This is a genomic window from Caballeronia sp. HLA56, assembly GCF_054655155.1.
This window is the reverse complement of sequence record NZ_BAAHOB010000004.1, coordinates 235813-259779: the sequence shown is the minus strand read 5'-3', so window position 1 is coordinate 259779 and position 23967 is coordinate 235813. Positions and strand designations below refer to the sequence as shown.

Genomic DNA, 23967 nt, shown 5'->3' with positions numbered 1-23967 from the left:
GGACACCTTTCATGACAGAAGAGCACTCAGGAACGACCGGGTTGAAGGTCGTCAACGTTGGTCGGGACGGCAAGCGCAGATATGACCGGCAAACGAAACAGAAGTTGGTGGAAGCGTGTCTTGAGCCGAGCGCTTCGGTCGCCGGACTCGCACTCAAGCATGGCGTCAACGCCAACTTGCTGCGCAAGTGGATCAAGCTGCATCAGCAGCGACTGGCTGGCACGTCCCTAAAGCCGACGCCGACTGGCACAGCTTTCGTTCCAGTAGTCGAAGTCGAAAGTCACGAAGCGGTGGTTGCGCCCGCATCCGCGAAGGCACACCGCCACACCCCCGCAGCAAGGACGTCGTCGCCCACTTCGGCGCGGTTGATGGTGCAGATGCCCAACGGCGTCACACTCCGGTTTGAATGCAGCGGCAATGACGCGCCGTTGCTATCGGTCATGATCGAGGCGCTCGGACGGTGCGATGTTCCGCCTGGACGATGAACTGAAGGTCTATGTGCATCGCGACGCCGTTGACTTCCGCAAGAGCATCAATGGTCTCGCAGCCATCGTCGAGCAGTCAATGAAGCTCGATCCTTTCGCGCGCGCGGTTTATGTGTTCAGCAATCAGCGGCGCGACCGCATCAAGATGCTGCTGTGGGACCGTAACGGCTTCTGGCTTCTCATGAAGCGCCTTGAGCAGGACCGCTTCGTATGGCCGCGCAAGGAAGCGGCGCTTATACTGCGAACAGAGCAACTTCACTGGTTACTCGAGGGCATCGACATCGAAGCGATGCGCGCGCATCCGAGGCGCTATTATGAGCGCGTGACCTGAAACGAGAACCGGCATGGCTGGTCTAATTCAGCGATGCCGCCATCATCCTCTTCCTCTACCGACGAACTGCAGGCGCTGCGCGCAAAACTCGCTGCCATGAAGGGCGAGTTGCGTGTGGTGACAGTCGAACGCGATTTGCTGCGCGAGAAGCTTAAGGCCTATCAGCGGCAGTTGTTTGCTTCCAGGAGCGAAGTGCGCGGTGCTGAGCAACGCGACCTCTTCCTGAACGAAGCAGAAGCGCTCGCAACGGGATGCGAGCCGGCGCAAGAGACCGAAACTGAACAGAGCGTTGAAGTCGGCGCGCATGAACGCAAGAAGCGTGGGCGCAAACCGTTAAACCCGATGCTACCTCGCGAGGTCGTGCGCCATGAGTTGCCCGAATCAGAACGCGTCTGTGCACACGACGGCCACGCACTGGTCGAGATCGGCGCCGAGATCAGCGAGCAACTCGATATCGTGCCGCAGCAGGTTCGCGTCATTCAGCACCAGCGACTCAAATACGCATGCCCTTGCTGCGACCTTGGCATCAAGGTGACGCCGTCACCTTCGCGCATCATCCCGAAGGGCTTACTCACTGAATCAGCGCTTGCATGGGTGGTTGTGAGTAAGTTCGCTGACGCGCTGCCGCTGTACCGGATCGCCGCGTTGCTGCACCGTTTCGGTGGCGATCTCTCACGCGGCACGCTGGCAGCAAGCGTAGTGCGCGTCGGCATGGCAGTGCAGCCGCTGATTAACCTGATGCGCGACCACCTGCTCGAGGCCGACATCGTCTACGGCGATGAAACGACGGTGCAAGTTCTAAAAGAGCCAGGCCGTGCTGCACAACGTAAGAGCTACATGTGGGCGCAGATGAACGGTACCGGACCACCAGTGCGAATGTGACCATGCCTCGATTTCACGTACAGCAGAAATTTGCTAATTTCTGTTTGTACGGAGGTTCTAATGTCAGAGAAGCTAGTGCCAAAGCGGCAGTACACAGACGAGTTCAAGGTCGAGGCCATTAGGCTTGCCGAATCAGTTGGGCAGCACGAAGCCGCGCGTAGGCTTGGGGTGCCCGTAGCAACCTTGGGCAATTGGAGTCGACGCAGTCGCAATGCTAAAAGTATCGGCGAAGTCGACAGTCACGAAGTGAAGAGCACGCGATCGACGCGCCCGATCAACGAACTTGAGGCGGAGAACAGCCGACTTCGGAAAGAGCTCGCCAGTGCGAGACTCGATATCGAGATCCTTCGAAAAGCGACGGCGTACTTCGTGAAGGGGTCGCGGTGAAGTACGCATGGATCGACGGGCACCGCGGCCAGTACAGTGTTACTCGGCTGTGTCACGTCTTGACGGTGTCGCGCAGCGGATATTGCCAGTGGCGTAAGCGCGTGCCAAGTCAGCGAGCGCAGGCCAACGCCGCGCTTGATCGGGAGGTGGCAGCGATTCACCGGGCCAGTCGTGGCAGCTACGGCCGTCCTCGGATCGTAAGGCAATTAAGGATCCAGGGCCAGCCGGCGAGCGCCGAACGCGTACGCCGTAGTCTGCAACGCCTAGGGCTGCGGCCGGTCTATAAACGCCCGTATCGGGTGACGACGGATTCGACACACCGCTTACCGGTTGCCCCCAACCTGCTTGATCGTCGTTTTGACGGCTGGCAGCCCGATCAGGCTTGGGTCAGCGACATCACGTTCATCAGGACCGGCGAAGGTTGGCTATACCTAGCTGCCATTCTGGATCTGGCAAGCCGACGCATCGTAGGTTGGTCAATTTCAGAGCGCATCAACGCGGAACTGGTCTGCCAGGCACTGCGCAGCGCGTGCTGGCACCGTAAGCCCGCGCTGGGGTTGTTGCTACATTCCGATCGCGGAAGTCAATATGCAAGCCGGGCGTACCGAAAACTGGCCGCTGACTTCAAGATGAACGTTTCGATGAGCCGTCGCGCTAATGCATGGGACAACGCGGCAATGGAAAGCTTCTTCAAAACCCTGAAAGTCGAGCGAATCTATCAGGTTCGCTACGAAACGCGCGCGCAGGCTCGTCTGGATATCGTCGACTGGATCGAGGGCTACTACAATCGACAACGCCTGCACACCTCTATCGATTTCTCCACTCCCGTCGATTACGAGGCTAGGATGATCGCTGCATGACTTGCTGTACGTGGAAACGAGGCAGGATCAATCTTCAGCAACACTGCTGGATGGTAGGACGGGCGTCCTGTAGTCGACGGCATTGCTCCATCGAAGCCGAGTGATGCAAGGTCAAGCTCTTCTACAAACGCCTCGATAATCCTGACCGGGTTGTCCTCTGCGACGAAGTCATCAAGGCACTCTGGAAGCAGCGTCACCTGCTTGCGATCTTCACCTTCTATGAATCGCTTCATCCGGTCACCCATGCTGAATGAATTAATCCAGTTTAGGCGATCAGCGCGTTTTCACACAAGCTCGACCCGTGACGGGCATTAGCAAAGGCGTCGACGAGCAAACCACGACTCGCCTTGCGCCTCGCGTGAGAGCCACGTAGAGGTGTTGCGCAGTCATGCGCTCGGGCTCAAGAATGACCGCGACGTCAGCCTCCAGGCCTTTCAGAAGAAGCGTGCTTCCAACGGCGCGCCGACCCAGCGGCCGGCCCAGATGGCGGTTTCGCTCGCGGGCCTGAATCGCCGCGCCGATGAACCCACCTTCGCCCCCGGCTACTCTAAGCGCTGAGATACAGCAGTGCAGTACTTCGGGTCGGTAGACACGCGCACCCCGTTGGTCAGCGAGGGACTGGAGCACGTCAATTGAGGTCGTGTGGCTGGGAGCTGCCATGAACGCCACTGCTGCGGCTTCTGCAGGCGTCGCGGGCGTGCGGGCTCGGCCGCCTCGTATGGTTTCGACTCGCGTGAGCAAATTTGTAGCGCCCACCCCGGTCATCAGTGAAGTCGCGAACTCGGCAATTTGTCGCAGCGCGTTGGGACTCGCCAAATCGAACTGGCGGGCGAAGTTCACCAGGTCTTTCAGATCGACCGCCTCGACGGAAGTGGCGCCCGGCGTCTGCATGGTGAGTTGATGGCGACCATTAACATTGATGGAGTCGCCAATGACGAGAACGCGCCCGTCTCGGTTTGGCGCTTCTGTCTGGGCAGCCACCAACCGCTGTTGCAGTTCCGTGCCTTGAGTTAGTTGAACCCACTGAACTCCCTCTGGCGCTCCACGCAGGTCCACAGGTTGACCGGCCTGCAAAGATGCGCGGGCTTGAAGTAGCCAGGCACCCAGCGCATCCATGCCTGCGAGTCGCCATCGCCAAGGGGTCTGAAGTGCGCCGATGGGCGGGAACGCAACTTGAGCCTCACGCTCCCAGAGGACCAGTGGGTCGCGGAAGCCGAATATCGCCTGCATCGGGTCACCAAGGATGCAAGTGGGCAGTATTTGCGCGATGGAACAGACGATTGCGTGCTGCGCGGTGTTGCAGTCTTGATACTCGTCGACCAGCAAGCGCGAATATGTCGAGGCTATGAGGTCATTGATGTGACCGGCCTGTAGGAGCCCTTGCACCGCACCTCGGATAGCAGGGTAGTCGGCGTTTGGGTTGGCCAGTTCGAGAACGCGCGCGTCGAGGCCCGTGCGGATCGGAAACTTGCCCGCTAGCCGCATCGCGAAACCGTCGATGGTCGACACCGTGTACGCCGAGCTCGGGACGCCGCCACGCAGGAGCCTAGCGCGTAGAGCGGCAACTCCAGCGTTGGTGTGCGTCAGCACCAAGACTGGCTTGTTGTGGGTGTGCTGCCCCAGCGCGTCCGCGATGAGCTGGGTCTTGCCGCATCCGGCTGGGGCGGTAACTGAGCCTAGGCGCGCCTGAAAGATGTCGATTTCAGGCGGCGGCACTGGTCCACCCCCAGAGCTGGTTCGTAATTTGGACGAAGCCCGCTTCTGCATTCGCTATATGAGGGCCGACGACGTCCTTGGCGATTTCCTGGAAACCGCTCACAGACTTGAACCAGCCGTTCTTGTTATTGCGAGCGGCAAGTCCGAGCAATGCTCGGCTCGCAGATGTGAAGCCACCATTCAGCCCTTCGGCCTCTATGGCATCCAAGGTGACTTGTCCGTTTGACTTCGACGTGATGTGCTCGGCCATGAGCTCGCGGCCGACCATCTCGTCGGCCTTATTCAGCAGCGCGTGGACCGCGTCATTGCTTGAATGGCGGAATAGCTCGTCCTCGAGTGCCAAACCAGGCCGCCACGTGAGGTACTGGCCGCCAGCCGCAACGAATCTCTCGACGAGTCCGACGGTTGAAACGGGCTTGTCCGCGTCGACGAAGACGAGGACGCGATAGCCCAACTTGAGGAACGCCTCCCCTCGTGTGAAGCATTGGTCGGGGCTTCCTCCACCTGCGTCCACGTATGAGCCTCCGTGGGCCAGAAATGACGTCGCGCCACAGTGGGCCCACCACTGGTCCATCCCGCGAGCGAATCCGACTTCGCTGGCGCCTTCACAGACGATGACGGACTTGGACAGGAAGGCCTCGGCCGCCTTGCGCAGTGTGCCCTGAATGCCGTCGTCCGTACCGGCGCATGTGGCCGTGTGGATGCGCGAACGCTGGCGCACGACGAAAAGCTGGTTGCCAGCGAGCTCCCTGAGCGTCACAGGTGAATGGGTTGTCATAAAGACCTGCAGCGGTTGGGTCGCGTCCTTCGCTCCTAGTGAGTCGAGCAGTCGCATGAGCCGGTGCGGCTCAAGTCCGTACTCGACTTCGTCTACCAGGGCGACGGTGGCGGCCGCCGATGCGGCCCTTTGCAACCCCGCGACAAGGAGCCGCCCCGAACCTGTACCCAGCGACCGCAGAGGAATGCCCGTGTCGCTGTGGAGCGCGATGGCACCGTCGCCAATCGACACCGAGTGAGCATCAAGTAGCGCCTGAGCGCTCGCACCGACGGCTACGCCCAGGCCGGTAGCTGTCTGGGTGACCACCTGCAGGGTCTGGGCGAGTTGTGGGCCAGCCTGCGCGCCGAAGGTGGCCCGAGCGGCACGCGCCGCGCCGGCGAGTTCCGAGCCAAGGTTCGCGCGCTCTTCCGTGAGCCGGTTCAAGACCGAGCCCCTAGCCCAGGAAAGGTTCGTGTTTGCGTAGGTGCCGATTCGCGCTGGTGCTAGGAGGCTGCGGTCCTTCCAGGCCAGAGACCGTCCCAGTTGCTGGTGGGCGGCTCGGTCGGAATAGAGCATCCAATTCGGCTCGAGGTCGCCGTTGACCTCGAGCTTCAGCGTCAGAACCGTTTCTAGACCTACCCGCGGCTCGTCTTCAAGCAGCCCGGTGCCGAGGTCAAATCCGCGAAGGAACTCTCCGTAGGTGTCGATGTTCTTCAGCGCGTCGGGTAGTGCGCCGAGCGTGATCGCAATCGCGATGGTCCGGGTGACGTCCAGGCCGAAGAAGTCCGTGTCGCTGAAAGGTGCGCTCCTGCGCGCTCCAAGGCACAGGTCGATGGCATCGAGAATGGTCGACTTGCCACTATCACCCGGGCCAATAAGGCAGTTCACGCCGTTGGACGGTGTCCAGTCGAGCGTCTGTATCGATCGGAAATTGCGAATTTCAAGGCGACGGACGCGCGTCATGTTTCCTCTCAGTTGGTCTGGCAAATATCCCGACGCAAGCTGCCCAGGGGATGCACGGGTACGCATCAGATATCCCTTAACGTCAGCTATCTCAGGCAAACCGGTCACCGAGAATCTAGACGCTGACCGAGCGCATGCAGCCTATATCGGCCGCTCAGATTCTATCTTTTAGTGACGGTTCGTGGCCGGTTGCCGAAGTTCGGTCTACGCATAGAACTGGTGGAAAGCTTCGATCGACGCGGCTACGGAAAGCGGTTGTAGCGGGAAACATTGAGCAAGCTCATTCATGCTGGTCTGGTCGGTAAGCCGCCGAGTGAATAGCGCCACAGCGTCTTTCCTAATGTGCCCATGGCGGTTCAAAAATTGCCCCCAGAGGGGCATATTGCGGAACCTGTTTTCTGCCACCGTCGCCGTCGCGACGTAACACTCAGGAAATAACCGTCTATAGGCTGGCAAGTTGTATAGCCACGAGACCCCGGCTACTCGCCTGACCTCCCTGTGCTGTGAGCGGACGTGGTTTATAAGCGAAGTCAGCTCGGATAACCGGGAGGCCAAGCGCTCCTCGCTCAATGGAGCATAACGCTCCTCATCGGCGTTATGGAAATGAAGCCGAATTCGGTCCGAATCCTCAATAGCGTACGAGAAACATCCGAACGTCGCGACAACCGTTGCGGGCTGAACCCGATGGGGGAAATTACGGTAAAAGCGGTACGTCCAATCGCGTAGATCGGTCTCGCGCCCCAACCCTGCCTCATAAGCTGTCCAGACCGGACTATTGCTATCGAATTTTCGATCACCAACGAACCGCACGTACAGATTCGTGAAGTCAAGAAGAGCCACCGGCAACGCGATGGGTCCTAGCTCCGAAACTCTTCCGGCGAACTTGAGCTGAAGGTCAAAGAATTCCTTGGCGTAACTCATCCCGATTCCACCCGGTGAGATGTTTTCCTGTTGCGAGTTTAACAATTGTCGCCAATCCTCGGTCGGCTGCCGACTGTCCGAAAGTGGCCGGAACCAGAACCAGTCGTGCTTGAAAGTCGTCAACCGACACATCGCGACCACGGCGCCGTTCACAATGGCGCGCTCCCTGATTCGGCCGGCTCCACCTGTTAGACGCTTTGGCGGAAACTGCCACAAACGCTCCCCGATGCCTCTTTGATGCAAAATCGGCGCAAAGGACACAAGCACACACACGACGTGAATACGATGGACGACCCAGAATCGCTTTCCCTGACATTGCCCGACGACACTAAGGTCTCTGCGCTCCTCCAAGTGCCGGAGGATGCGCGAGCGCTGTATGTCTTCGCGCACGGCGCCGGAGCGGGCATGCAGCACGCCGGCATGTCGTCATTGGCCGACGCGCTTGCGGTGGTCAACGTCGCCACATTGCGCTACCAGTTTCCATATATGGAACGGGGCTCCAAGCGAGTCGACCCGCCGGCCTCGGCGCATGCTGCCGTGCGGGCAGCCGTCGCAGACGCGCGGCGGCGGCTGCCAGCCCTGCCGCTCTTCGCGGGCGGCAGATCGTTCGGCGGCCGCATGACGTCCCAAGCCCAAGCCATCTCTCCGCTCGACGGTGTGCGTGGCCTCGCTTTCGTTGCGTTCCCGCTGCATCCGGCAGGCAAGCCCGGCGTGGAGCGTGCACAGCACCTTGCGGACGTCACGGTGCCAATGCTCTTCCTGCAGGGCACGCGCGACAAGCTGGCCGAGCTTAACCTGCTGCGGTCGGTCGTCGAACCGCTAGCGCCGCGCGCCACGCTGCATCTGTTGGACGACGCAGATCATTCGTTCCACGTGCGCGCATCCTCCGGCCGGACCGACGCGGAGGTCGTGCTCGAACTGGCACGAACGATGTCGGCATGGTTCTTCGCTGCAGGATAGTTCGTGTGCGTTACCTGTGCAGGCGCGGTAATGTTTCAGGAATCTGCCGATCTTGTGTTTTGCGCCGCGGGTATATGAGAGCCCGAGCGTCGTTGATTCACTTATGGCCGTCGGGCGCCCCCCCCGATGGCATGGGACCCGACCCGCATCCCGTATTCACTCGAGTCGTTTAACGCCTGCGCAGGCCAATCACCTGAAACCGTGCAACTCAGATAATTTTGCCGGGCCTCTGGAGGGCATCAGCTCCGCGACACCTTTATTTGCTCTGTGGAAGCGCTGTGCGAACGCGCTGCTTCGCAGCCTGGGTCACGGGGTTATGGTACTTGCCGCTTGTCAGCGTGCGTTGTGCGTGGTGGCAACCGTTTCGGGAAAGCTCAACTCTTTGATAGTAAATGCCATTTATACAGTGCCGGAGGGCATAACCTTGTCAAACCAAGGTGCTCAAGCCCAGAATCACAAAACCAAAAACGGGTCGTTTCCCCGATGAAATCGGATCGCAACTCGCTGAGATTGCCGAACCGAGGGTTCACGGGTGGATGGATCCGGCATCTTTGCCAAGTTTGCCAATCAAGATATACTGTTGGCAATATCGTCGCTTGCCGCGGAGGGCGCCATGACCAAACTTAACGAGCCGGTTACTTCCCACCTTTTTCTCAGGGTGCCGCTGCCAGAAGGCATGAGCCCTGCACTGGCGGCCTCGCTACAAACGGGCGTGGAACAGGCTATCAGTGCACTGGGCCCGGAAATCAACGCACGAGTGCTCCCGGCGGCCGATGACCTCGCTAAGCTGATCAGTGGCCTGACGCAGCCCAACCCGCAGCTCATTGAGGAGCGGGCGCTACGCCATAAGACGATGAAGGCGGTGTTCGCCGATGGGCATTGGCTCACTTCAGAGGACATCAACAGACTGCAGCCCTCTCCCCCCGCCAACAAGTCGCTTCCCGCGAGTGATTGGAAGCGTCGCAGCCGACTTTTTTCCGTGCCCTACGACGGGAAGGAATACTTCGCGCGGTATCAGTTTGACGAGATGTACCAACCGCTGCCGATTATCAGGGACATCCTGCAGCAGATCGGCGAAGTCGCGGATTCGTGGAAGATCGCCGCCTGGTTTCACTATCCAAACGGTTGGATTGCCAATGTTGATGGGACGAAACCGGTGGCCCCCAAGGACGCGCTCGATCGCCGTGAAGACGTGCTGGCAGCTGCTCGCCGGATGAGAGGGACGTACGAAGCATGACCTTCTCCGTCCCGATCGCCCCTGCCGGCGCGAATTTCAAGACAATCACGCTTAAGCCCGACGACGTGCAACATTGGTACCACGTTTATTCGACTGAGTGGCATCCCAACACCGCAACGACGTTTGCCCAAGGCTGGGGCGACACGCGCTTCGCCCCGATCTATCAGGAAAACGGCGCGCCCGTTCACACGTATTACGCGGCGAACGGCGTCGAGTGCGCAATCCTGGAGTCCGTTCTCCACGATATCGTGCTCGAGGCACCCAGCGCTTTTAGCCTCGACCGCCTGCAGCATTTCTGGATTGCAACAATCGATATCCCGAGCGCCCTTGACCTGGTCAGTTTTCATACCGCGCACCTGCCGGCCTTAGAGCTGAGCCGCGCCCAATTGATCGACAGCCTGCCTACGCATTACAGCAAGACCAGAACATGGTCACAAGCGGCATATCGAGAAGTGCCGCATGCGCAAGGGATAGCTTATGGTTCCCGCAGATACGACGCGAATCGTTGTGTGATGTTGTTCGAGCAAAGACTAGACATGCCTCCATTTAGGGTCGTTGAAGACCGGTCTTTAGCGCTTGAGCCCCGCCGCAGCGAGGTTATTAAGCTGCTGCGCGAGTTGGACATTCCCGTGGCATGAGCGCACCATTTGCCTTGCGGCCCGCGGTCATAGAGCGCTAAGGGTTAGCCAGGCCCTCTTATATGGTAGAAGACGAGCGGGCACAATGCACCAACTTTTTGCAGTCCTATTTGTACCCAAAGGCACTCAGAATCGAGCGCTTACATCGAGAAGAATTAGGGCAGAGTTCGACTCGCGATCCTCCGCCACCCATCGCGCGTGGGGACAAAATCGCTTACATCCTCGAATGTTGTGAGTCCGCTAAGCATGCGGTTCCACTGAGAATTGATTGTCAAAAGATGACGGCTGCGCAAAAGGTACTTGATCCCCTTCAAGTAAGATGTCGGAGGGCCAAATTGGCTTCTGCAGGACCGCGTCGCCCAAAGACCGGTCTCGGAGACGAACTACACGGTTACGATGGTCCTTCGGCGCGCGAAGTGATTCCTATGCGTGCCTGGCAGGTCAATATGAACCGCACTACGAGGTGTTGCCCGCCCACGCGGGCAAGCCCATAGTGATTGCGATTGTTGGCGTATGGGATACTCGACAGGCCGATTGAGAAAACCTGGGCGACGTTCATGCAATGGCGACGCAACACGCATTGATGCGCAACAGCACGTTGACGTGGTCACGATTGTCGACGCCGCGGACGTTCAAGCTGACTGATACTGTTTATAAACTTGTTCCAGGAATGCACGACCGCACGATGGGATTCGAACAACTTGCGGCGCTCAAAGCGCAACTTAGTGACCATAGTGAGCACGATCGTGACGATCTACGCCGGACACCAGCAGCAGCACCAGAAGTAACCGGACAAGACGTCACGCCATCGTCGAAGCCTCCGAAGACGTCGGCGGCGGCAGCCTTGCGCGCAGTTACAAAGCTGCAACAGCACTTCCCGCGCGCGTTTCCGCCTAGTCCTGCACCAAAAATCCCCCTTAAAGTCGGCATTTTGAAGGACGTGCTCGCGCAAGCAGCGTCGATAGGTCTGAGTGAACGAGACGCTCGTAACGGCATCAAACTCTGGTGTCGCGGCCAACGTTATTGGAGCTGTCTGGAAGAAGGTAGTAATCGCGTCGATCTTGCCGGCGCAGTGACTGGCGTTGTATCCGCCACCGAAGCCGATTACGGCATCTCTCAGGAAAAGACGAGGCTTGCTCGTACGAAGGACAGGATGGTGAAGAACGGTCGACGCCTTCCGCGTTGATCGAAAATCGCGGTAGGGTGCACACAATTTCGACATCGCAAAGTCGAACCTTTTGATTAGGTTTTCTTACTATCATGCCGATTTGCTTAAGCAGCTTTGTACCATTTACTACGCAGAAGCAGCCGGATTGAACCCCGCCCGTCTTTTGAAGACGTGGGGGTTGGCGAAGCGCCAGCTTCGCGTTACCCTTGTACTTCGCCAAATTCAGTATATCGACTTTATGACGTGGGATTTGTGGCTGTCCGATCCTGAAGAAGCTTACGGGCAACGGCAACGCGAAGAAGCGGTCGGCGCTGACCGGCGGGCATTTGCAGAACAATCCATCGTCCAGCATCGCTCAATGTTCTCGCGCTTCAACGATTACCTTATCGAGCATCGGCAGACCGTCGCGACTTTTGGCACCGATCACATCGAGCGCTTCTTTGCAGAGCTTGCACGAGACTGCTTGCCTGGCACAACGACAAGGCTTCGCTACCTCAAACTGATAGATCGCTTCACACGGTATCTGGTCAGCATGGAATTGCGCGAAGATAATCCTGCCGCCGTCATGCTAAGCATAGAAAGCTGGCCGGAAGATGAACCGACGCCAATCTACTTGTCTGCGGACGATGACGCACGGCTGCAGAGGCTGTGCACCTTGTCCAGCCCGGAGTCGTTCAAACAGTTGCGGAACGTGGCTATCGTTGCGCTCTTTCTTGCCTCAGGCGTGACGGCAGCCGAACTGAGGCAATTACGCGTTGATGACATAGACATGGGAAGCGAACGCCCGACCATCTTCGTCGATAAGCATGGACCGCGCATCGCGCGTCGGGTACCGATCGATGTGTTTGCCGCTCACGTGCTGCGCGCATATGTTGACGCGCGCCGCTCCATGCAGTGCGCAACGTCCTGGCTGTTCATCACGACCGCCTCCGGCAAACCGATGAGGCCGGACACGCTGCTCAACTGTGTGCGCGCCGCCTTGCACGAGGCCAACCTTTCTGCCCCTGATGAGAGCCCGCGCCTACTACGAAACACATTTGGCCGACGCTATCTGATTGCGGGCAAAACCAATGAACAGGTCAGTGTTCTTATGGGTTTGTCCAGTCATCGAACGGTAACTCGGCTACGTCAGACCATCGACGACTCGGTGATCCAAAGCACGCAACGGTGATGATGGTCGTTGCGGCAGACTAGAGAGCGCCACCATTAGCTTGGAGACCGTTGAACTTGCAATGAGTGCGCCGATGAGAAAGCGGCGCTTGAAGAAAGAAAAAAACCGCTTGGTTAAAAGCGGGTTGAATCCATATCAGGAGACATGAAGGAGACGGGGTTAGTATAAACCCGTAGCGCGGTTTTGCAAGGGGCCGTCGGCACAGAGCAACACTGAATGTCGTGCCTGCAGTCGGGCCCGCAGTTTGCACCGTGCGTTTCCTGGAGGTGGCGCCATGAAAACCCACGCATTCCTCAAACAGGCTGAGCGCGAGGCGCGATTCGTCGATGCCCTTCTACTGGCACGCTATGCTCTCACGATCCACGACGGCATGACGATCCTTGGTGATGACGAAGATCGGTCCCGCTGGCCGATGGACTTCAGCATCGAGCTCGGACGGATTGACGAGGTGCTACAGATGGCCGGGATCGACACGACTCAGCCTCTGCCGCAATTTCCATCGCGGCAAGTTCCACTGCGTCGAAGCTTCCCGCGCACCGACGTGGACGATCCGCCCACGCCACCCGATCACGGCGAGTCCTGAGATGGGGCGCTGGAATGGTCCAAGCAAGGCCCGCGTACGCGCGCCGGCAACGCCGGCAGGCGAGATGCCGATCATCATTGAGCCGCAACTTGCCACGCTGGTGGATCGCCACCCTGCGACCGGCGACTGGTCTTACGAGATCAAATTCGACGGCTATCGCATGCTCGCACGTGTCGAGGACGGCACCACGACCCTTATCACACGCAACGGGCACGATTGGACGAGCCGCATGCCGCGCCTGCAGAAGGCGCTCGCATCAATTGATGCGGACAGCGTGTGGCTCGATGCCGAGGCGGTCGTGCTGGACGCATCAGGGAAGCCCGATTTCAATGCGTTGCAGAACGCCTTCGATCGTCGTAGCACCACCGATATCGTCCTCTTTGTTTTTGATCTGCTTTGGCTCAATGGTGTCGACCTGCGTGAGCAGCCGCTGCGCGCACGTCGCAAGCTGCTGCTCGAGCTGCTCGATAAAGTGGAGAGCTCGCTCATCCGCTTTTCCGATGACTTCGCGGACGACCCCGCGTCTCTCGTTGCATCTGCGTGCAAGATGCAACTCGAGGGCATCATCGGCAAGCGCGGCGATGCGCCCTATCGCTCCGGCCGATCACCGGACTGGATCAAACTCAAATGCCAGTCCCGTCAGGAATTTGTGATTGGCGCATTTTCGCGCGTCAAAGGGGCGAAGTCAGGCGTGCGCTCCTTGCTCCTTGGTGTGTATGAAAAAGATGGGTCGCTACGCTACGCGGGCAACGTCGCGCCTCACTTCACGCCGTCGCGCGCGGCTGCTTTCGCCAAGCGTGCGGAATCGCTTCGGCAGAAGAAATCGGCCTTCCACAATGCACCGATGCCGGAGCCGGATCGCGATTTTCACTGGTTGGCGCCCGACATCGTCGCCGAAGTCTCGTTCCTGGAGTGGACGCCGTCTGGCGAGATCCGGCATCCGGTGTTCCAGGCGCTTCGAGAAGATAAGCCGGCGCGCGCGGTGACGAAGGAAACAGCAGGCGCCTCCGTCGACGATCCGCCAGTCGAAAGCGTTGGCGCAACACGCGAACGCACGGGCCCACGCGGGACCGTCCTTGTTCGCGACATCAGGATCAGCAATCCACAACGGGTAATGGACAAGGTCTCGGGTCTAACCAAGCTGGATATCGTCCGCTACTACGATGCGATCGCGCAGTGGGCACTGCCTTACCTCCATTGCAGACCGCTGGCATTGATCCGTGCGCCCGACGGTATCGCGGGCGAGCAGTTTTTCCAGAAGCACAGCGAGCGCGCTCGCATTCCTGGTATTGAAGAACTGCCCGCCAGTGTCTATCCCAATCATGCCCGGCTTCTTGCTGCCAACTCCGCGGAGGCGCTGGTTGGCCTGGCACAAATGAGCGTGGTCGAGATCCATTCGTGGAATGGTGTTGCGCCGGATCTCACGCATCCGGACCGCGTGATCTTTGACCTTGACCCAGACCCGACGCTGCCCTGGTCCGCGATGCTGGAGGCGGCCACGTTGGTCAAGGTGGTGCTCGATGAGATCGGACTTCGCTCGTTCGTCAAGACAAGCGGCGGCAAGGGTTTTCATATTGTCGTGCCGCTGACACGTCGACAAGATTGGGACGAAGTCAAAGCGTTCTCTCATGCTGTCGCACAGTATATGACGCGGGTTGTTCCGGACCGATTCTCGGCCGTGCTCGGTCCCAAAAACCGCGTTGGAAAGATCTTTATCGACTACCTTCGCAACGGACGCAGCTCGAGCACAGTCGCGGCGTTCTCGGTTCGCGCCCGTCCGGGTCTGGCTGTATCGATGCCCATCGCATGGGATGAACTGAAGGAAGTGAAAAGCGGCGATCAGTGGACCATGCTGGAGGCCATCAAGAGGCAACGCTCGCTGGACCGCGACCCGTGGGACGGCTACTGGCGCACGCGGCAAAGCATTACGCTCGCGATGCGCCGAGCCGTCGGAATGACGTAACCGCGAAGGCTTAGGTCCGCGATTCCGGACCCGACTCTGTACCCGGGTTCGTACGCGAGTCCGTGCCCTTCAGTGCCTCATGTTTGTGGGCGTGAGTCGCGCCATATTTCAACTCGAAATGTGCGCCCTTACCGCTTCGCGTCGGCGGGAAGTGTTCGCCTTCCACGCAGGTGACCTCGAACGTGTCTTTCCCGTCGTCATGAACGACCGAATAGATCCCCGACACCTTCACGTGTTGAGCTTCACGGAGTCTTAACCCACCGGGGATGCGGCTATTTTCTTGGACTGTTTTATGTTGTTAGGCCGAGGCTTTCACGGTACTCGATGGGGCTGAGATAGCCAAGGGAGCCCTTGATCCGTTTCTCGTTGTACCAGCGAACGTAGGCGTTCAGTATCTCAACAAACTCCGCGATGGTCGTCGAACGCCAGTCTCCTGGATAGAACATCTCGGTCTTCAGCCTGCCGAAGAATCCCTCGCAGGCAGCATTGTCAGGGGAACAGGCTTTCCGCGACATGGATCGAATCAGATTAGCCTTTGCAACCCGCGATAGCCAGCCAGGCCAACGGTAGTGGCCACCCCGATCGGAATGCACGATCGGCGTTTTATCTTCTTCAGTCACGGTTTCGATAGCCGCATCCAACATGGTATTCACGAGCTCTGCATCAGGGCTTGTGCCAATCGACCAGCTGACTACCATGCCATCGAAGCAGTCGATCATGGGCGACAGATATACCTTACCCGCAGGAATCTGGAACTCGGAGATATCCGTCACCCACTTTTCGTTGGGGGCGTCAGCACGGAAATCGCGATTGATGATGTTATCTGGGGCAGGGCTGATTTCCCCAATATAAGAACGGTATCGGCGCCGCCTGGGCCTGGCTGCATGGAGGCCGCCTTGTTTCATGAGGCGACGCACGACTTTCTCTGATAGAAACACACGTTGTCGGCCGAGCGCTGCCTGCACCCGACGATAGCCGTATGATCGGTGATTGTCCTCGAAGATCTCTGCAACGGTACGACGGACTTCTGCATATTTGTCGGCAACCCGCATGGACGACCGTCGGTAGAAATAGGAGCTGCGCGCGAGGTCCAACCGCGCAAGCAGCTCAGCCAAACTGTATTCGGCTCTCAGGGCGTCAACCAGCGTCGTCTTCTCCCGGTTGTTCAGGAGTGGCAGGTCGACGCCCAGGTCTTTTTTTAGGAGTTCATTCGCCTTCTTCAACAGGTCGTGTTCAAGCTGCAGATTGCGAATGTCGCGCCGGAGTCCTTCGACCTGTCGCTCCAGTTCGTCCCGATCCGTCTCTGCAGGTGTTCGCTTGTCGCGTTTCATGAATGCAGGGGCCTCCCGGCCGAGTAACTGGGTCTTCCAGTTGTACAGCGTCACCCTGTCGACGTCCAGCTTTCGCGCCAACGCCCGCGCACTTCCTTCACGTGGGCAGAGTTCGTACACGGCGGCCTGCCTGGACGCTAATGACGCGGCCGGTCGCCCTCGTTTGCCAACCACGTATTTCCTGGTTTCCGGATAGCGTTCGCGAACCCACGCCGTCAGTATCTGGCGACAGGGATAGCCTAATGCCCTGAGAGTGAAGGCGACGCAGCGCCCGTGGTTGACGTAGTGCTCGAGTGCTACGTTCTTCTGTTCCTCTGAGTACTTCGGCTTTCCGCGAACATACTCCTTCTGCAAATCGCCCCTCTTCTCGAATTCTTCGCACCACGCCTTGAGAGAATTCTTTGTCGGGTAACCCAACTGGCGGATTGTCGCCTTGATGCGCTTGCCGAGTTTCAGGTACAGCTCAACCGCCCGAACGCGGTCTTCGTATGAATACATGGACTACCTCCTGGTAGTCCAAGATTTTGTCCGCACCCCCGTGCCGATGCAACTCAAACGCACTATTAGTCTAGTTGTGATGCGTCCGTCTAGAGTGATCGGGAACATGCGGTTGACGAAGACGCGGCGAGACGTATCAAAGGAACAGATGCAAAGCACTTTATACCAGTGCCACGAACCAGGGCGGGTGAACGCTGACATCGAACGGCTTTGATGGTAACCCCTGTACTCACTGATTGCTTCTGTGACCACGATACACGGTGCCTTGATGGTTCGGGTAGAGGCAGCCGCTAGTCTACTTATCACTGCGCCGCGCTCAGCGTTGCCACGGCATCGAGCGCGCCGCGCACCATCTCTCGCACCACGGGCACGACGCGCGCCGCGCGCTCTTCGACATAATCGAACGGCGCCGACTCGTTCATGTAAGTGGACTGGCACATCTCCAGTTGCACCGCATGCACGCCGTCGCGCGGCGCGCCAAAATGACGTGTGATGTACCCGCCCTTGAAGCGGCCGTTGGCGATCCATGTGTAATCGCTCGACTGCGCGGCGTGCTCCACTCGCGTCTGCACGGATGCATCCGCCGTGCGTCCATCCTGCGTGCCGATGTTCAGGTCCGGCAGTTTGTTGTCGAACAGTCGCGGTAAGACGCTGGCAATCGAATGCGCGTCCCACAGCAGCACATTGGCATGCAGGCTACGCAAACGCCGTACTTCGGCGGCGAGCGTCTCGTGATACGGCTGCCAGTACTCGCGCACACGCGACTCGCGAGCGGACCCATCGGGCGCGCGTCCTTCGCGATAGAGCGGCTCGCCGCGAAACGTCTCGAGCGGGCACAAAGACGTGGTGGTCTGTCCGGGATACAGGCTTTCGTCGTTTGGTGGCCGGTTCAGGTCGATCACATAGCGCGACAGGCGCGCGCCGAGCACGGTCGCACCCAATGCCTTCGCGAATGCATACTGGCGATCGAGATGCCAGTCCGTATCCGCGACGCTCAGCGCGATATCCGTATAGTCGCCGCGCAGCGCGTTGGGAATTTGCGTGCCGAGATGCGGAATGGAGATGATGAGCGGCGCATTGCCGCGTTCCAGCTTAAAGACTTCGGTCATGGTGAAGTTCTTCGCTAAAGGGTGTGTTCACACATCCTTGAGCAGACGCGACAACACGGCGCGATAGTCCGCGTAAAGACGCGTCTCGTCGCGATGGCGTCCTTGCTCGACGATGTGCCGTCCGCCCGTATAGACATCGCGGATGGGCGTGCCGCCGTGCTCGGCGAACATGACCGACGACAGCCAGCTGCGCGGCGTCTGTTCGGCAAGATTCGGATGATCGGGGTCGAGCACGATCCAGTCCGCGCGCGCGCCCGCTTCGAGTTTTCCGACTGTGCGTCCGGTGGCGCGCGCACCGCCATCCAGCGCGGCGGCGAACAACCGGTCGGCGACCTGTGCGCGATCCGGCGCGGTCAGCACATTGCGCTCGCGCCGCGCGAGACGCTGCCCGTATTCGAGCAGGCGCAACTCCGCGCGCCAGTCCACGCCGATATGGCTGTCCGAGCCCACGCCGAACACGCCGTTTGCACCGAGATAATCATGAGCGGGGAACAGGCCGTCGCCAAGATTCGCTTCGGTCGTGAGACACAGGCCTGCGACGGCCCCGCTGCGCGCGAGCGCGGCAGTTTCGCCTGCATCGATATGCGTCGCATGGACGAGGCACCAGCGCGCATCGACATCGAAACGATCGAGCAGCCAGCGTACCGGACGCGCGCCTTCGGCTTCGAGGCAGGCATCGACTTCGGCCGTCTGCTCGGCGATATGGATATGCACCGGCGCGAGCGCATTTAGCCCTTCCAGCAAGGCACGCAACGAGGCTTCCGACACCGCGCGCAACGAATGCGGCGCGACACCGTAACGCAGATCGCCGCGCTCGGGATGCGCGCGGCGCAAGTCCTCGACGATCCGCAGCAACGCGTCGGGCGTATTGACGAAGCGCCGTTGATCGTCGCGCGGCGGTTGCGCGCCGAATCCGCTGTACTGGTACAGCACCGGCAACATCGTCATGCCGATGCCCGTCTCCGAGGCGGCCTGAACCACGCGCTGCGCGAGTTCGGCGCGATGGTCATACGGCACGCCGCCGGGCGCGTGATGCACGTAATGAAACTCGCAAACGGACGTATAGCCCGCCTTCAGCATTTCGACGTAGAGCCAGCGCGCGATGGCGCCGAGATCATCGGGCGTGATGCGCGCGGCGAAGCGGTACATCAGGTCGCGCCAACTCCAGAAGCTGTCGCGCGTGCTCGCGCGATATTCGGTGAGGCCCGCCATCGCCCGCTGAAACGCATGCGAATGAAGGTTCGGCATGCCGGGCACGAGCGGTCCCGCCGCCTGCGGCGCATCGTGCGGCGCGTGATCGAGATCGGGCGTGACGCGTTGCAGCGCGCCGTCCGGCGACCATTCGAGCAGCACGTTACGACGCCAGCCGTCGGGCAGCCAGGCGTGTTCCGCGAACAGCGCCTGCGAGGGTGAGTGAGTAGTCATATGTTCGGATAGCGCTCGGAGCGCGCGAAAACGGTGTCGCCGCCGCGCACGACGCGCGCGCACAGCGGACGGCCGAACCAGTAGGCGAGTTCCGCGATGGACTGTACCGGCCACACGGCGAAATCGGCGGGACGGCCGGCTGCGAGCAGACCGTGACGGCCGCTATCGCCGAATGCGCGCGCCGCGTGACGTGTCACGCCTTGCAGCACTTCGGGCACGGTCATGCGAAACAGCGTGGTCGCCATATTCATCATCAGCAGCAGTGACGTGACTGGCGAAGTGCCGGGATTGCTGTCGGTGGAAATGGCGATGGGTACGTCGTAGCGGCGCAGTAGATCGAGCGGCGGCAACCGCGTCTCGCGGATAAAGTAATACGCGCCCGGCAGAAACACCGCGACGGTGCCCGCTTCCTTCATCGCTGCGACGCCCGCTTCGTCGAGATATTCCAGATGATCCGCCGACAGCGCGCGATACCGCGCGGACAGCGCCGCGCCTCCGCTGTTCGACAACTGCTCTGCATGCATTTTCACGCCGATGCCGCGCTTCGCCGCCGCCTCGAACATGCGCTCGCTCTGCGCCAGCGTGAAACCGATACGCTCGCAGAAGACATCGACAGCATCGACGAGTCCTTCGTCGGCGAGTACGGGCAGCATGCGCTCGCATACTTCGTCGATGTAGTCGTCCGCGCGTCCCGAGAACTCGGGCGGCAACGCGTGCGCGCCGAGAAACGTCGTGCGTACGGTGACCGGATAACGCTCGCCGAGTTGGCGCGCGACGCGCATCATCTTGCGCTCGGTGGGCAAATCGAGACCGTAGCCGGATTTGATTTCGATGGCGGTCACGCCGTCCGCGAGCAGCGCTTCGAGACGCGCGGCCGATTGCGCGAACAGCGTGGCTTCGTCGGCGGCCCGCGTGGCGCACACCGTCGATACGATGCCGCCGCCCTGCCGCGCGATCTCTTCGTAGCTCACGCCCGCGAGACGCTGCGCGAACTCGTCGGCGCGTTGGCCGCCGTAGACTAGATGCGTATGACAGTCGATCAGGCCGGGCGTGACCCATGCGCCGTGCAAGTCTTCGCGCGGCCATGACTTCATTTCGTCCGGCAGGTCGGCAGACGCGCCGAGCCAGGCAATCTTGCCGTTTTCGACGGCGATCGCGGCGTCGTCGATCGAATAATCGGGGATGCCGTCGGCGCAGAGTTTCAGGTTGTGCCAGAGCGTGCGCTTCATTGCAGGTCCTTCAAGGCGATGGCGAGCAATGCGCCGCTGCCTTCGGTATCGATATGTGCGCAAGCGTGGTCGATGCGAAGCATGTCGCCATGATTTAGCGCGATGGCCTCGCCCTCGTTCACCCGCACGCGCACGGAACCTTGCGCGCAGTACAACAGCGCCGTGTCCGCATCGAGATTGTGCGACTCGGGCGCGCGCCAGATTTCGAGCGTGCCGTGCGCAGCGTCGCGGCGAACCATCAGGTTGAAGTCGCGCGTGGGGCCATCGGCGAGCGTGGCATCGACCGATGCTTCGCCCGCGAAGTGCGCAATATCGAGCGGACAGGCGAGCGTGTGCGTGCGTTCGCCTTCGTGCAGCCGCATGCCCGCGCCGTCGAGCAAGACCAGCGTGCGATCGACGCCCGGGAAGCGCGAAAACGGCGCGGCCTGCGCGACTTCCGCGATGCTCACGCGCCACGCGAACGTCTCCATCGATGCGCCCGCCGGAAAGACGGCGACTTCGCGCGTGATGCCGCCGCCGTTCTTCCATGGCGACGCCACCAGATCCGCCCCGCGAATGATCGTGGTACACGCCACGCTCATCGGCCGAGCATCGGCAGATTGAGACCCGCTTCGCGCGCGGTCGACTGCGCCAGCTCGTAACCGGCATCGGCGTGACGCATGACGCCCGTCGCGGGATCGTTGAACAGCACGCGGCTGAGGCGTTCGTGCGCAGCATCGGTGCCGTCGGCGACGATCACCACGCCCGAATGCTGGCTGAAGCCCATGCCGACGCCGCCGCCATGATGCAGCGACACCCACGACGCGCCGCCCGCTGTGTTCAACAGCGCATTAAGCAGCGGCCAATCGCTGACGGCGTCCGAACCGTCCTTCATCGATTCGGTTTCGCGATTCGGGCTCGCGACCGAACCCGTATCCAGATGATCGCGTCCGATCACAATGGGCGCTTTCAGTTCGCCATTCTTCACCATCTCGTTGAACGCCTGACCCAGCCGATAGCGATCCTTCACGCCGACCCAGCAGATGCGCGCAGGCAAGCCCTGGAACGCGATACGCTCGCGGGCCATGTCGAGCCAGTTGTGCAGATGCGGATCGTCGGGAATCAGTTCCTTGACCTTGGCGTCGGTCTTGTAGATGTCTTCCGGATCGCCCGACAGCGCGACCCAGCGGAACGGGCCCTTGCCTTCGCAGAACAGCGGACGGATATACGCGGGCACAAAGCCGGGAAAATCGAACGCGTTTTTCACGCCCATTTCCAGCGCCATCTGGCGAATGTTGTTGCCATAATCGAGCGTAGCCGCGCCGCGCTCCTGCAGCGTGAGCATCGCCTGAACCTGCGTCGCCATCGACTGCTTGGCGGGCGTCACGATGCTCTGCGGATCGGTCTTCTGACGCTCGCGCCAGTCTTCGATCGTCCAGTTTTGCGGCAAATAGCCATGAAACGGATCGTGTGCGCTGGTCTGATCCGTTACACAGTCCGGTGTGATGTTGCGCTCGACCAGTTGCGCGAACACGTCGGCGGCGTTGCCGAGCAGGCCAATCGACACCGGCTTGCCGCTCTCTTTCGCCGCTTCAATCATGGCGAGCGCCTCGTCGAGCGTCTTCGCCTTCTTGTCGACGTAGCGCGTCTTCAGGCGGAAGTCGATGCGCGACTCGTCGCATTCCACGGCAATCATAGAAAAGCCCGCCATGGTCGCGGCAAGCGGCTGCGCGCCGCCCATGCCGCCGAGACCGCCCGTGAGAATCCAGCGGCCGTTCGGATCGCCGTTGAAATGCTGGTTCGCCACCGAGAAAAACGTCTCGTAGGTGCCCTGCACGATGCCTTGCGAGCCGATGTAGATCCAGCTACCGGCCGTCATCTGGCCGTACATCATGAGGCCACGGCGGTCCAGTTCGTGGAAGTGATCCCAGTTCGCCCAGTGCGGCACGAGATTGGAATTGGCGAGCAGCACGCGCGGCGCATCGGCATGCGTGCGGAACACGCCGACCGGCTTGCCCGACTGGATCAGCAGCGTTTCGTTTTCGTTCAGATCCTTGAGCGAGGCGAGAATCTGGTCGAAGCAGTCCCAGTTGCGCGCCGCGCGGCCAATGCCGCCGTAGACCACCAGTGCATGCGGATGCTCGGCGACTTCCGGATCGAGATTGTTTTGAATCATCCGGTACGCGGCTTCGGCGATCCAGGTCTTGCAAATTTTTTCGCTGCCGCGCGGGGCGCGAATCGTGCGGGTCGGATCGAGACGCGGATCAATTTTCTTTAGATTGTTCATGGTATGTAGGTAAAGCGGTACCCTTAAAGATATTTTGGAAAGCGTGAACTTTTCTGACGCTGTTTTGCAGAGGGAAAATTCGAAACTTTTATATCGGATAACTTAACAGTAAGAAAGGGAATTACATGTGGAATTACCACATCGCTATCAAAGCTCTCTTACCAGCTCAGGTACGGACAAGAATAAATCTTCAACTAATCCATAGTCAGCGACGCTGAAAATAGGCGCTTCCGGATCTTTGTTGATGGCGACGATGACCTTGCTGTCTTTCATCCCGGCCAGATGCTGAATGGCGCCCGAAATACCAACGGCCACGTACAACTGCGGCGCGACGATCTTGCCCGTCTGACCCACTTGATAGTCGTTCGGCACGTAGCCGGCATCCACCGCCGCGCGCGATGCGCCCATCGCGGCGCCAAGCTTGTCGGCCAACGGTTCGAGCACTTTCGTGTAGTTCTCGCCGCTGCCTAGACCACGTCCACCCGACACGATGATCGAAGCCGAAGTCAGTTCCGGCCGATCCAGCTTCGTGACTTCGCGGCTGACGAATGACGAGATGCCAGCGTCGGCTGCCGCTTCGATCTTCTCGACCGATGCACTACCGCCTTCCGCAGCCACCGGATCGAAGCCCGTTGCACGGACCGTGATGACCTTGATCGGATCGCTCGATTGCACCGTCGCGATAGCGTTGCCCGCGTAGATTGGACGCTCGAAGGTATCGGCGCTGTCGACGGCGGTAATGTCGCTGATCTGCGCGACGTCAAGATGCGCTGCGATACGCGGCGCGATGTTCTTGCCATAGGCCGTCGCGGGCGCGAGGATGTGCGAATAGTCCTTCGCGATATTCAGCACCGTGCCCTCGACGTTCTCGGCCAGACCTTCGGCGAGTTGAGGCGCATCCGCAAGCAGCACTTTAGATACGCCTGCGATCTTGGCTGCCGCATCGGCCGCGCCTTGCGCGTTCGCACCGGCGACCAGCACATGAATATCGCCACCGATTTTCGATGCCGCCGCTACCGTGTTCAACGTCGCGGCCTTGATGGACGCGTTGTCGTGTTCCGCAATTACCAGAATCGTCATTTCGTGC

21 protein-coding genes and 2 pseudogenes are annotated in these 23967 nt (G+C 60.1%); 11 read left to right on the top strand and 12 right to left on the bottom strand.

The window, feature by feature from the left end:
* Positions 1-11 precede the first annotated feature (11 nt).
* The 4 genes and pseudogenes from tnpA (at position 12) to ACYQ47_RS17250 (ending at position 2945) form a co-directional block, all read left to right on the top strand.
* On the top strand, positions 12-485 hold the full coding sequence (tnpA, locus tag ACYQ47_RS17265; protein WP_459906139.1) for an IS66-like element accessory protein TnpA: 474 nt from the start codon (positions 12-14) through the stop codon (positions 483-485).
* Positions 466-816 (top strand): IS66 family insertion sequence element accessory protein TnpB, encoded by a 351-nt coding sequence (tnpB, locus tag ACYQ47_RS17260; RefSeq protein ID WP_459906138.1) that lies wholly within the window; start codon positions 466-468, stop codon positions 814-816. The genes tnpA and tnpB overlap by 20 nt, the downstream gene beginning before the upstream one ends.
* 33 nt (positions 817-849) lie before the next feature.
* Positions 850-1695, top strand: a pseudogene (locus ACYQ47_RS17255) (transposase); the annotation flags it as partial.
* Positions 1696-1758: 63 nt separating this feature from the next.
* A protein-coding gene (locus ACYQ47_RS17250; protein WP_459906137.1) for an IS3 family transposase occupies positions 1759-2945 on the top strand; the annotation gives its coding sequence in 2 pieces (ribosomal slippage) (positions 1759-2053 and positions 2053-2945; 1188 coding nt in all).
* A 29-nt stretch (positions 2946-2974) separates the two neighbouring features.
* Here the strand turns inward: ACYQ47_RS17250 and ACYQ47_RS17245 are convergent.
* From ACYQ47_RS17245 to ACYQ47_RS17230, 4 genes and pseudogenes are all read right to left on the bottom strand, one after another.
* Positions 2975-3178, bottom strand: a pseudogene (locus ACYQ47_RS17245) (IS5/IS1182 family transposase); the annotation flags it as partial.
* 40 nt (positions 3179-3218) lie between these two features.
* Positions 3219-4712: a UvrD-helicase domain-containing protein gene (locus ACYQ47_RS17240; protein ID WP_459906136.1), complete on the bottom strand. Its 1494-nt coding sequence runs from the start codon at positions 4710-4712 to the stop codon at positions 3219-3221.
* Positions 4648-6381 carry an ATP-dependent nuclease gene (locus tag ACYQ47_RS17235; RefSeq protein WP_459906135.1) on the bottom strand — a complete coding sequence of 578 codons (1734 nt, stop codon included), beginning with the start codon at positions 6379-6381 and terminating at the stop codon, positions 4648-4650. Before ACYQ47_RS17235 ends, ACYQ47_RS17240 begins: the two co-directional genes overlap by 65 nt.
* A gap of 204 nt (positions 6382-6585) precedes the next feature.
* On the bottom strand, positions 6586-7455 hold the full coding sequence (locus tag ACYQ47_RS17230; RefSeq protein WP_459906134.1) for a hypothetical protein: 870 nt from the start codon (positions 7453-7455) through the stop codon (positions 6586-6588).
* A 132-nt stretch (positions 7456-7587) separates the two neighbouring features.
* Here ACYQ47_RS17230 and ACYQ47_RS17225 point away from each other — a divergent pair, with 132 nt between their 5' ends.
* The 7 genes from ACYQ47_RS17225 to ligD all read left to right on the top strand — a co-directional run bounded on the left by ACYQ47_RS17225 (position 7588) and on the right by ligD (position 15022).
* Positions 7588-8262, top strand: a complete 675-nt coding sequence (locus ACYQ47_RS17225) for an alpha/beta hydrolase family protein (protein ID WP_459906133.1) — start codon at positions 7588-7590, stop codon at positions 8260-8262.
* Positions 8263-8875: 613 nt separating this feature from the next.
* Entirely contained in the window at positions 8876-9499 is a 624-nt protein-coding gene (locus ACYQ47_RS17220; protein ID WP_459906132.1) for a hypothetical protein, read from the top strand.
* Complete coding sequence (locus tag ACYQ47_RS17215) at positions 9496-10137, top strand: RES family NAD+ phosphorylase (RefSeq protein WP_459906131.1); 642 nt, start codon at positions 9496-9498, stop codon at positions 10135-10137. Before ACYQ47_RS17220 ends, ACYQ47_RS17215 begins: the two co-directional genes overlap by 4 nt.
* Positions 10138-10699: 562 nt before the next feature.
* A complete protein-coding gene (locus ACYQ47_RS17210; protein ID WP_459906130.1) occupies positions 10700-11323 on the top strand; it encodes a ProQ/FinO family protein in 624 nt (207 codons plus the stop codon).
* A gap of 127 nt (positions 11324-11450) precedes the next feature.
* Entirely contained in the window at positions 11451-12476 is a 1026-nt protein-coding gene (locus ACYQ47_RS17205; protein WP_459906129.1) for a tyrosine-type recombinase/integrase, read from the top strand.
* Between the two features lie 274 nt (positions 12477-12750).
* The gene (locus ACYQ47_RS17200; RefSeq protein ID WP_459906128.1) at positions 12751-13059 is read left to right on the top strand and encodes a hypothetical protein; all 309 of its coding nucleotides are present in this window, start codon (positions 12751-12753) and stop codon (positions 13057-13059) included.
* A gap of 1 nt (position 13060) precedes the next feature.
* Positions 13061-15022, top strand: a complete 1962-nt coding sequence (gene ligD, locus ACYQ47_RS17195) for a DNA ligase D (protein WP_459906127.1) — start codon at positions 13061-13063, stop codon at positions 15020-15022.
* 10 nt (positions 15023-15032) lie between these two features.
* On the opposite strand, the gene ACYQ47_RS17190 is transcribed toward ligD, so the two are convergent.
* From ACYQ47_RS17190 to ACYQ47_RS17155, 8 genes are all read right to left on the bottom strand, one after another.
* Positions 15033-15290: a hypothetical protein gene (locus ACYQ47_RS17190; protein WP_459906509.1), complete on the bottom strand. Its 258-nt coding sequence runs from the start codon at positions 15288-15290 to the stop codon at positions 15033-15035.
* 22 nt (positions 15291-15312) lie between these two features.
* Entirely contained in the window at positions 15313-16851 is a 1539-nt protein-coding gene (locus tag ACYQ47_RS17185) for an IS3 family transposase (RefSeq protein WP_459906126.1), read from the bottom strand.
* Between the two features lie 302 nt (positions 16852-17153).
* On the bottom strand, positions 17154-17960 hold the full coding sequence (gene hutG, locus ACYQ47_RS17180; protein ID WP_459906125.1) for an N-formylglutamate deformylase: 807 nt from the start codon (positions 17958-17960) through the stop codon (positions 17154-17156).
* A 27-nt stretch (positions 17961-17987) separates the two neighbouring features.
* Positions 17988-19385, bottom strand: a complete 1398-nt coding sequence (locus ACYQ47_RS17175; protein ID WP_459906124.1) for a formimidoylglutamate deiminase — start codon at positions 19383-19385, stop codon at positions 17988-17990.
* Positions 19382-20614, bottom strand: coding sequence for an imidazolonepropionase (gene hutI, locus ACYQ47_RS17170; protein ID WP_459906123.1), 1233 nt, complete (start codon positions 20612-20614; stop codon positions 19382-19384). The genes ACYQ47_RS17175 and hutI overlap by 4 nt, the downstream gene beginning before the upstream one ends.
* Positions 20611-21195, bottom strand: coding sequence for a HutD/Ves family protein (locus ACYQ47_RS17165; protein ID WP_459906122.1), 585 nt, complete (start codon positions 21193-21195; stop codon positions 20611-20613). The genes hutI and ACYQ47_RS17165 overlap by 4 nt, the downstream gene beginning before the upstream one ends.
* Positions 21192-22880, bottom strand: a complete 1689-nt coding sequence (hutU, locus tag ACYQ47_RS17160) for a urocanate hydratase (protein WP_459906121.1) — start codon at positions 22878-22880, stop codon at positions 21192-21194. Before hutU ends, ACYQ47_RS17165 begins: the two co-directional genes overlap by 4 nt.
* Before the next feature lie 147 nt (positions 22881-23027).
* Positions 23028-23960, bottom strand: coding sequence for an electron transfer flavoprotein subunit alpha/FixB family protein (locus ACYQ47_RS17155; RefSeq protein WP_459906120.1), 933 nt, complete (start codon positions 23958-23960; stop codon positions 23028-23030).
* Between the last annotated feature and the right edge of the window lie 7 nt (positions 23961-23967).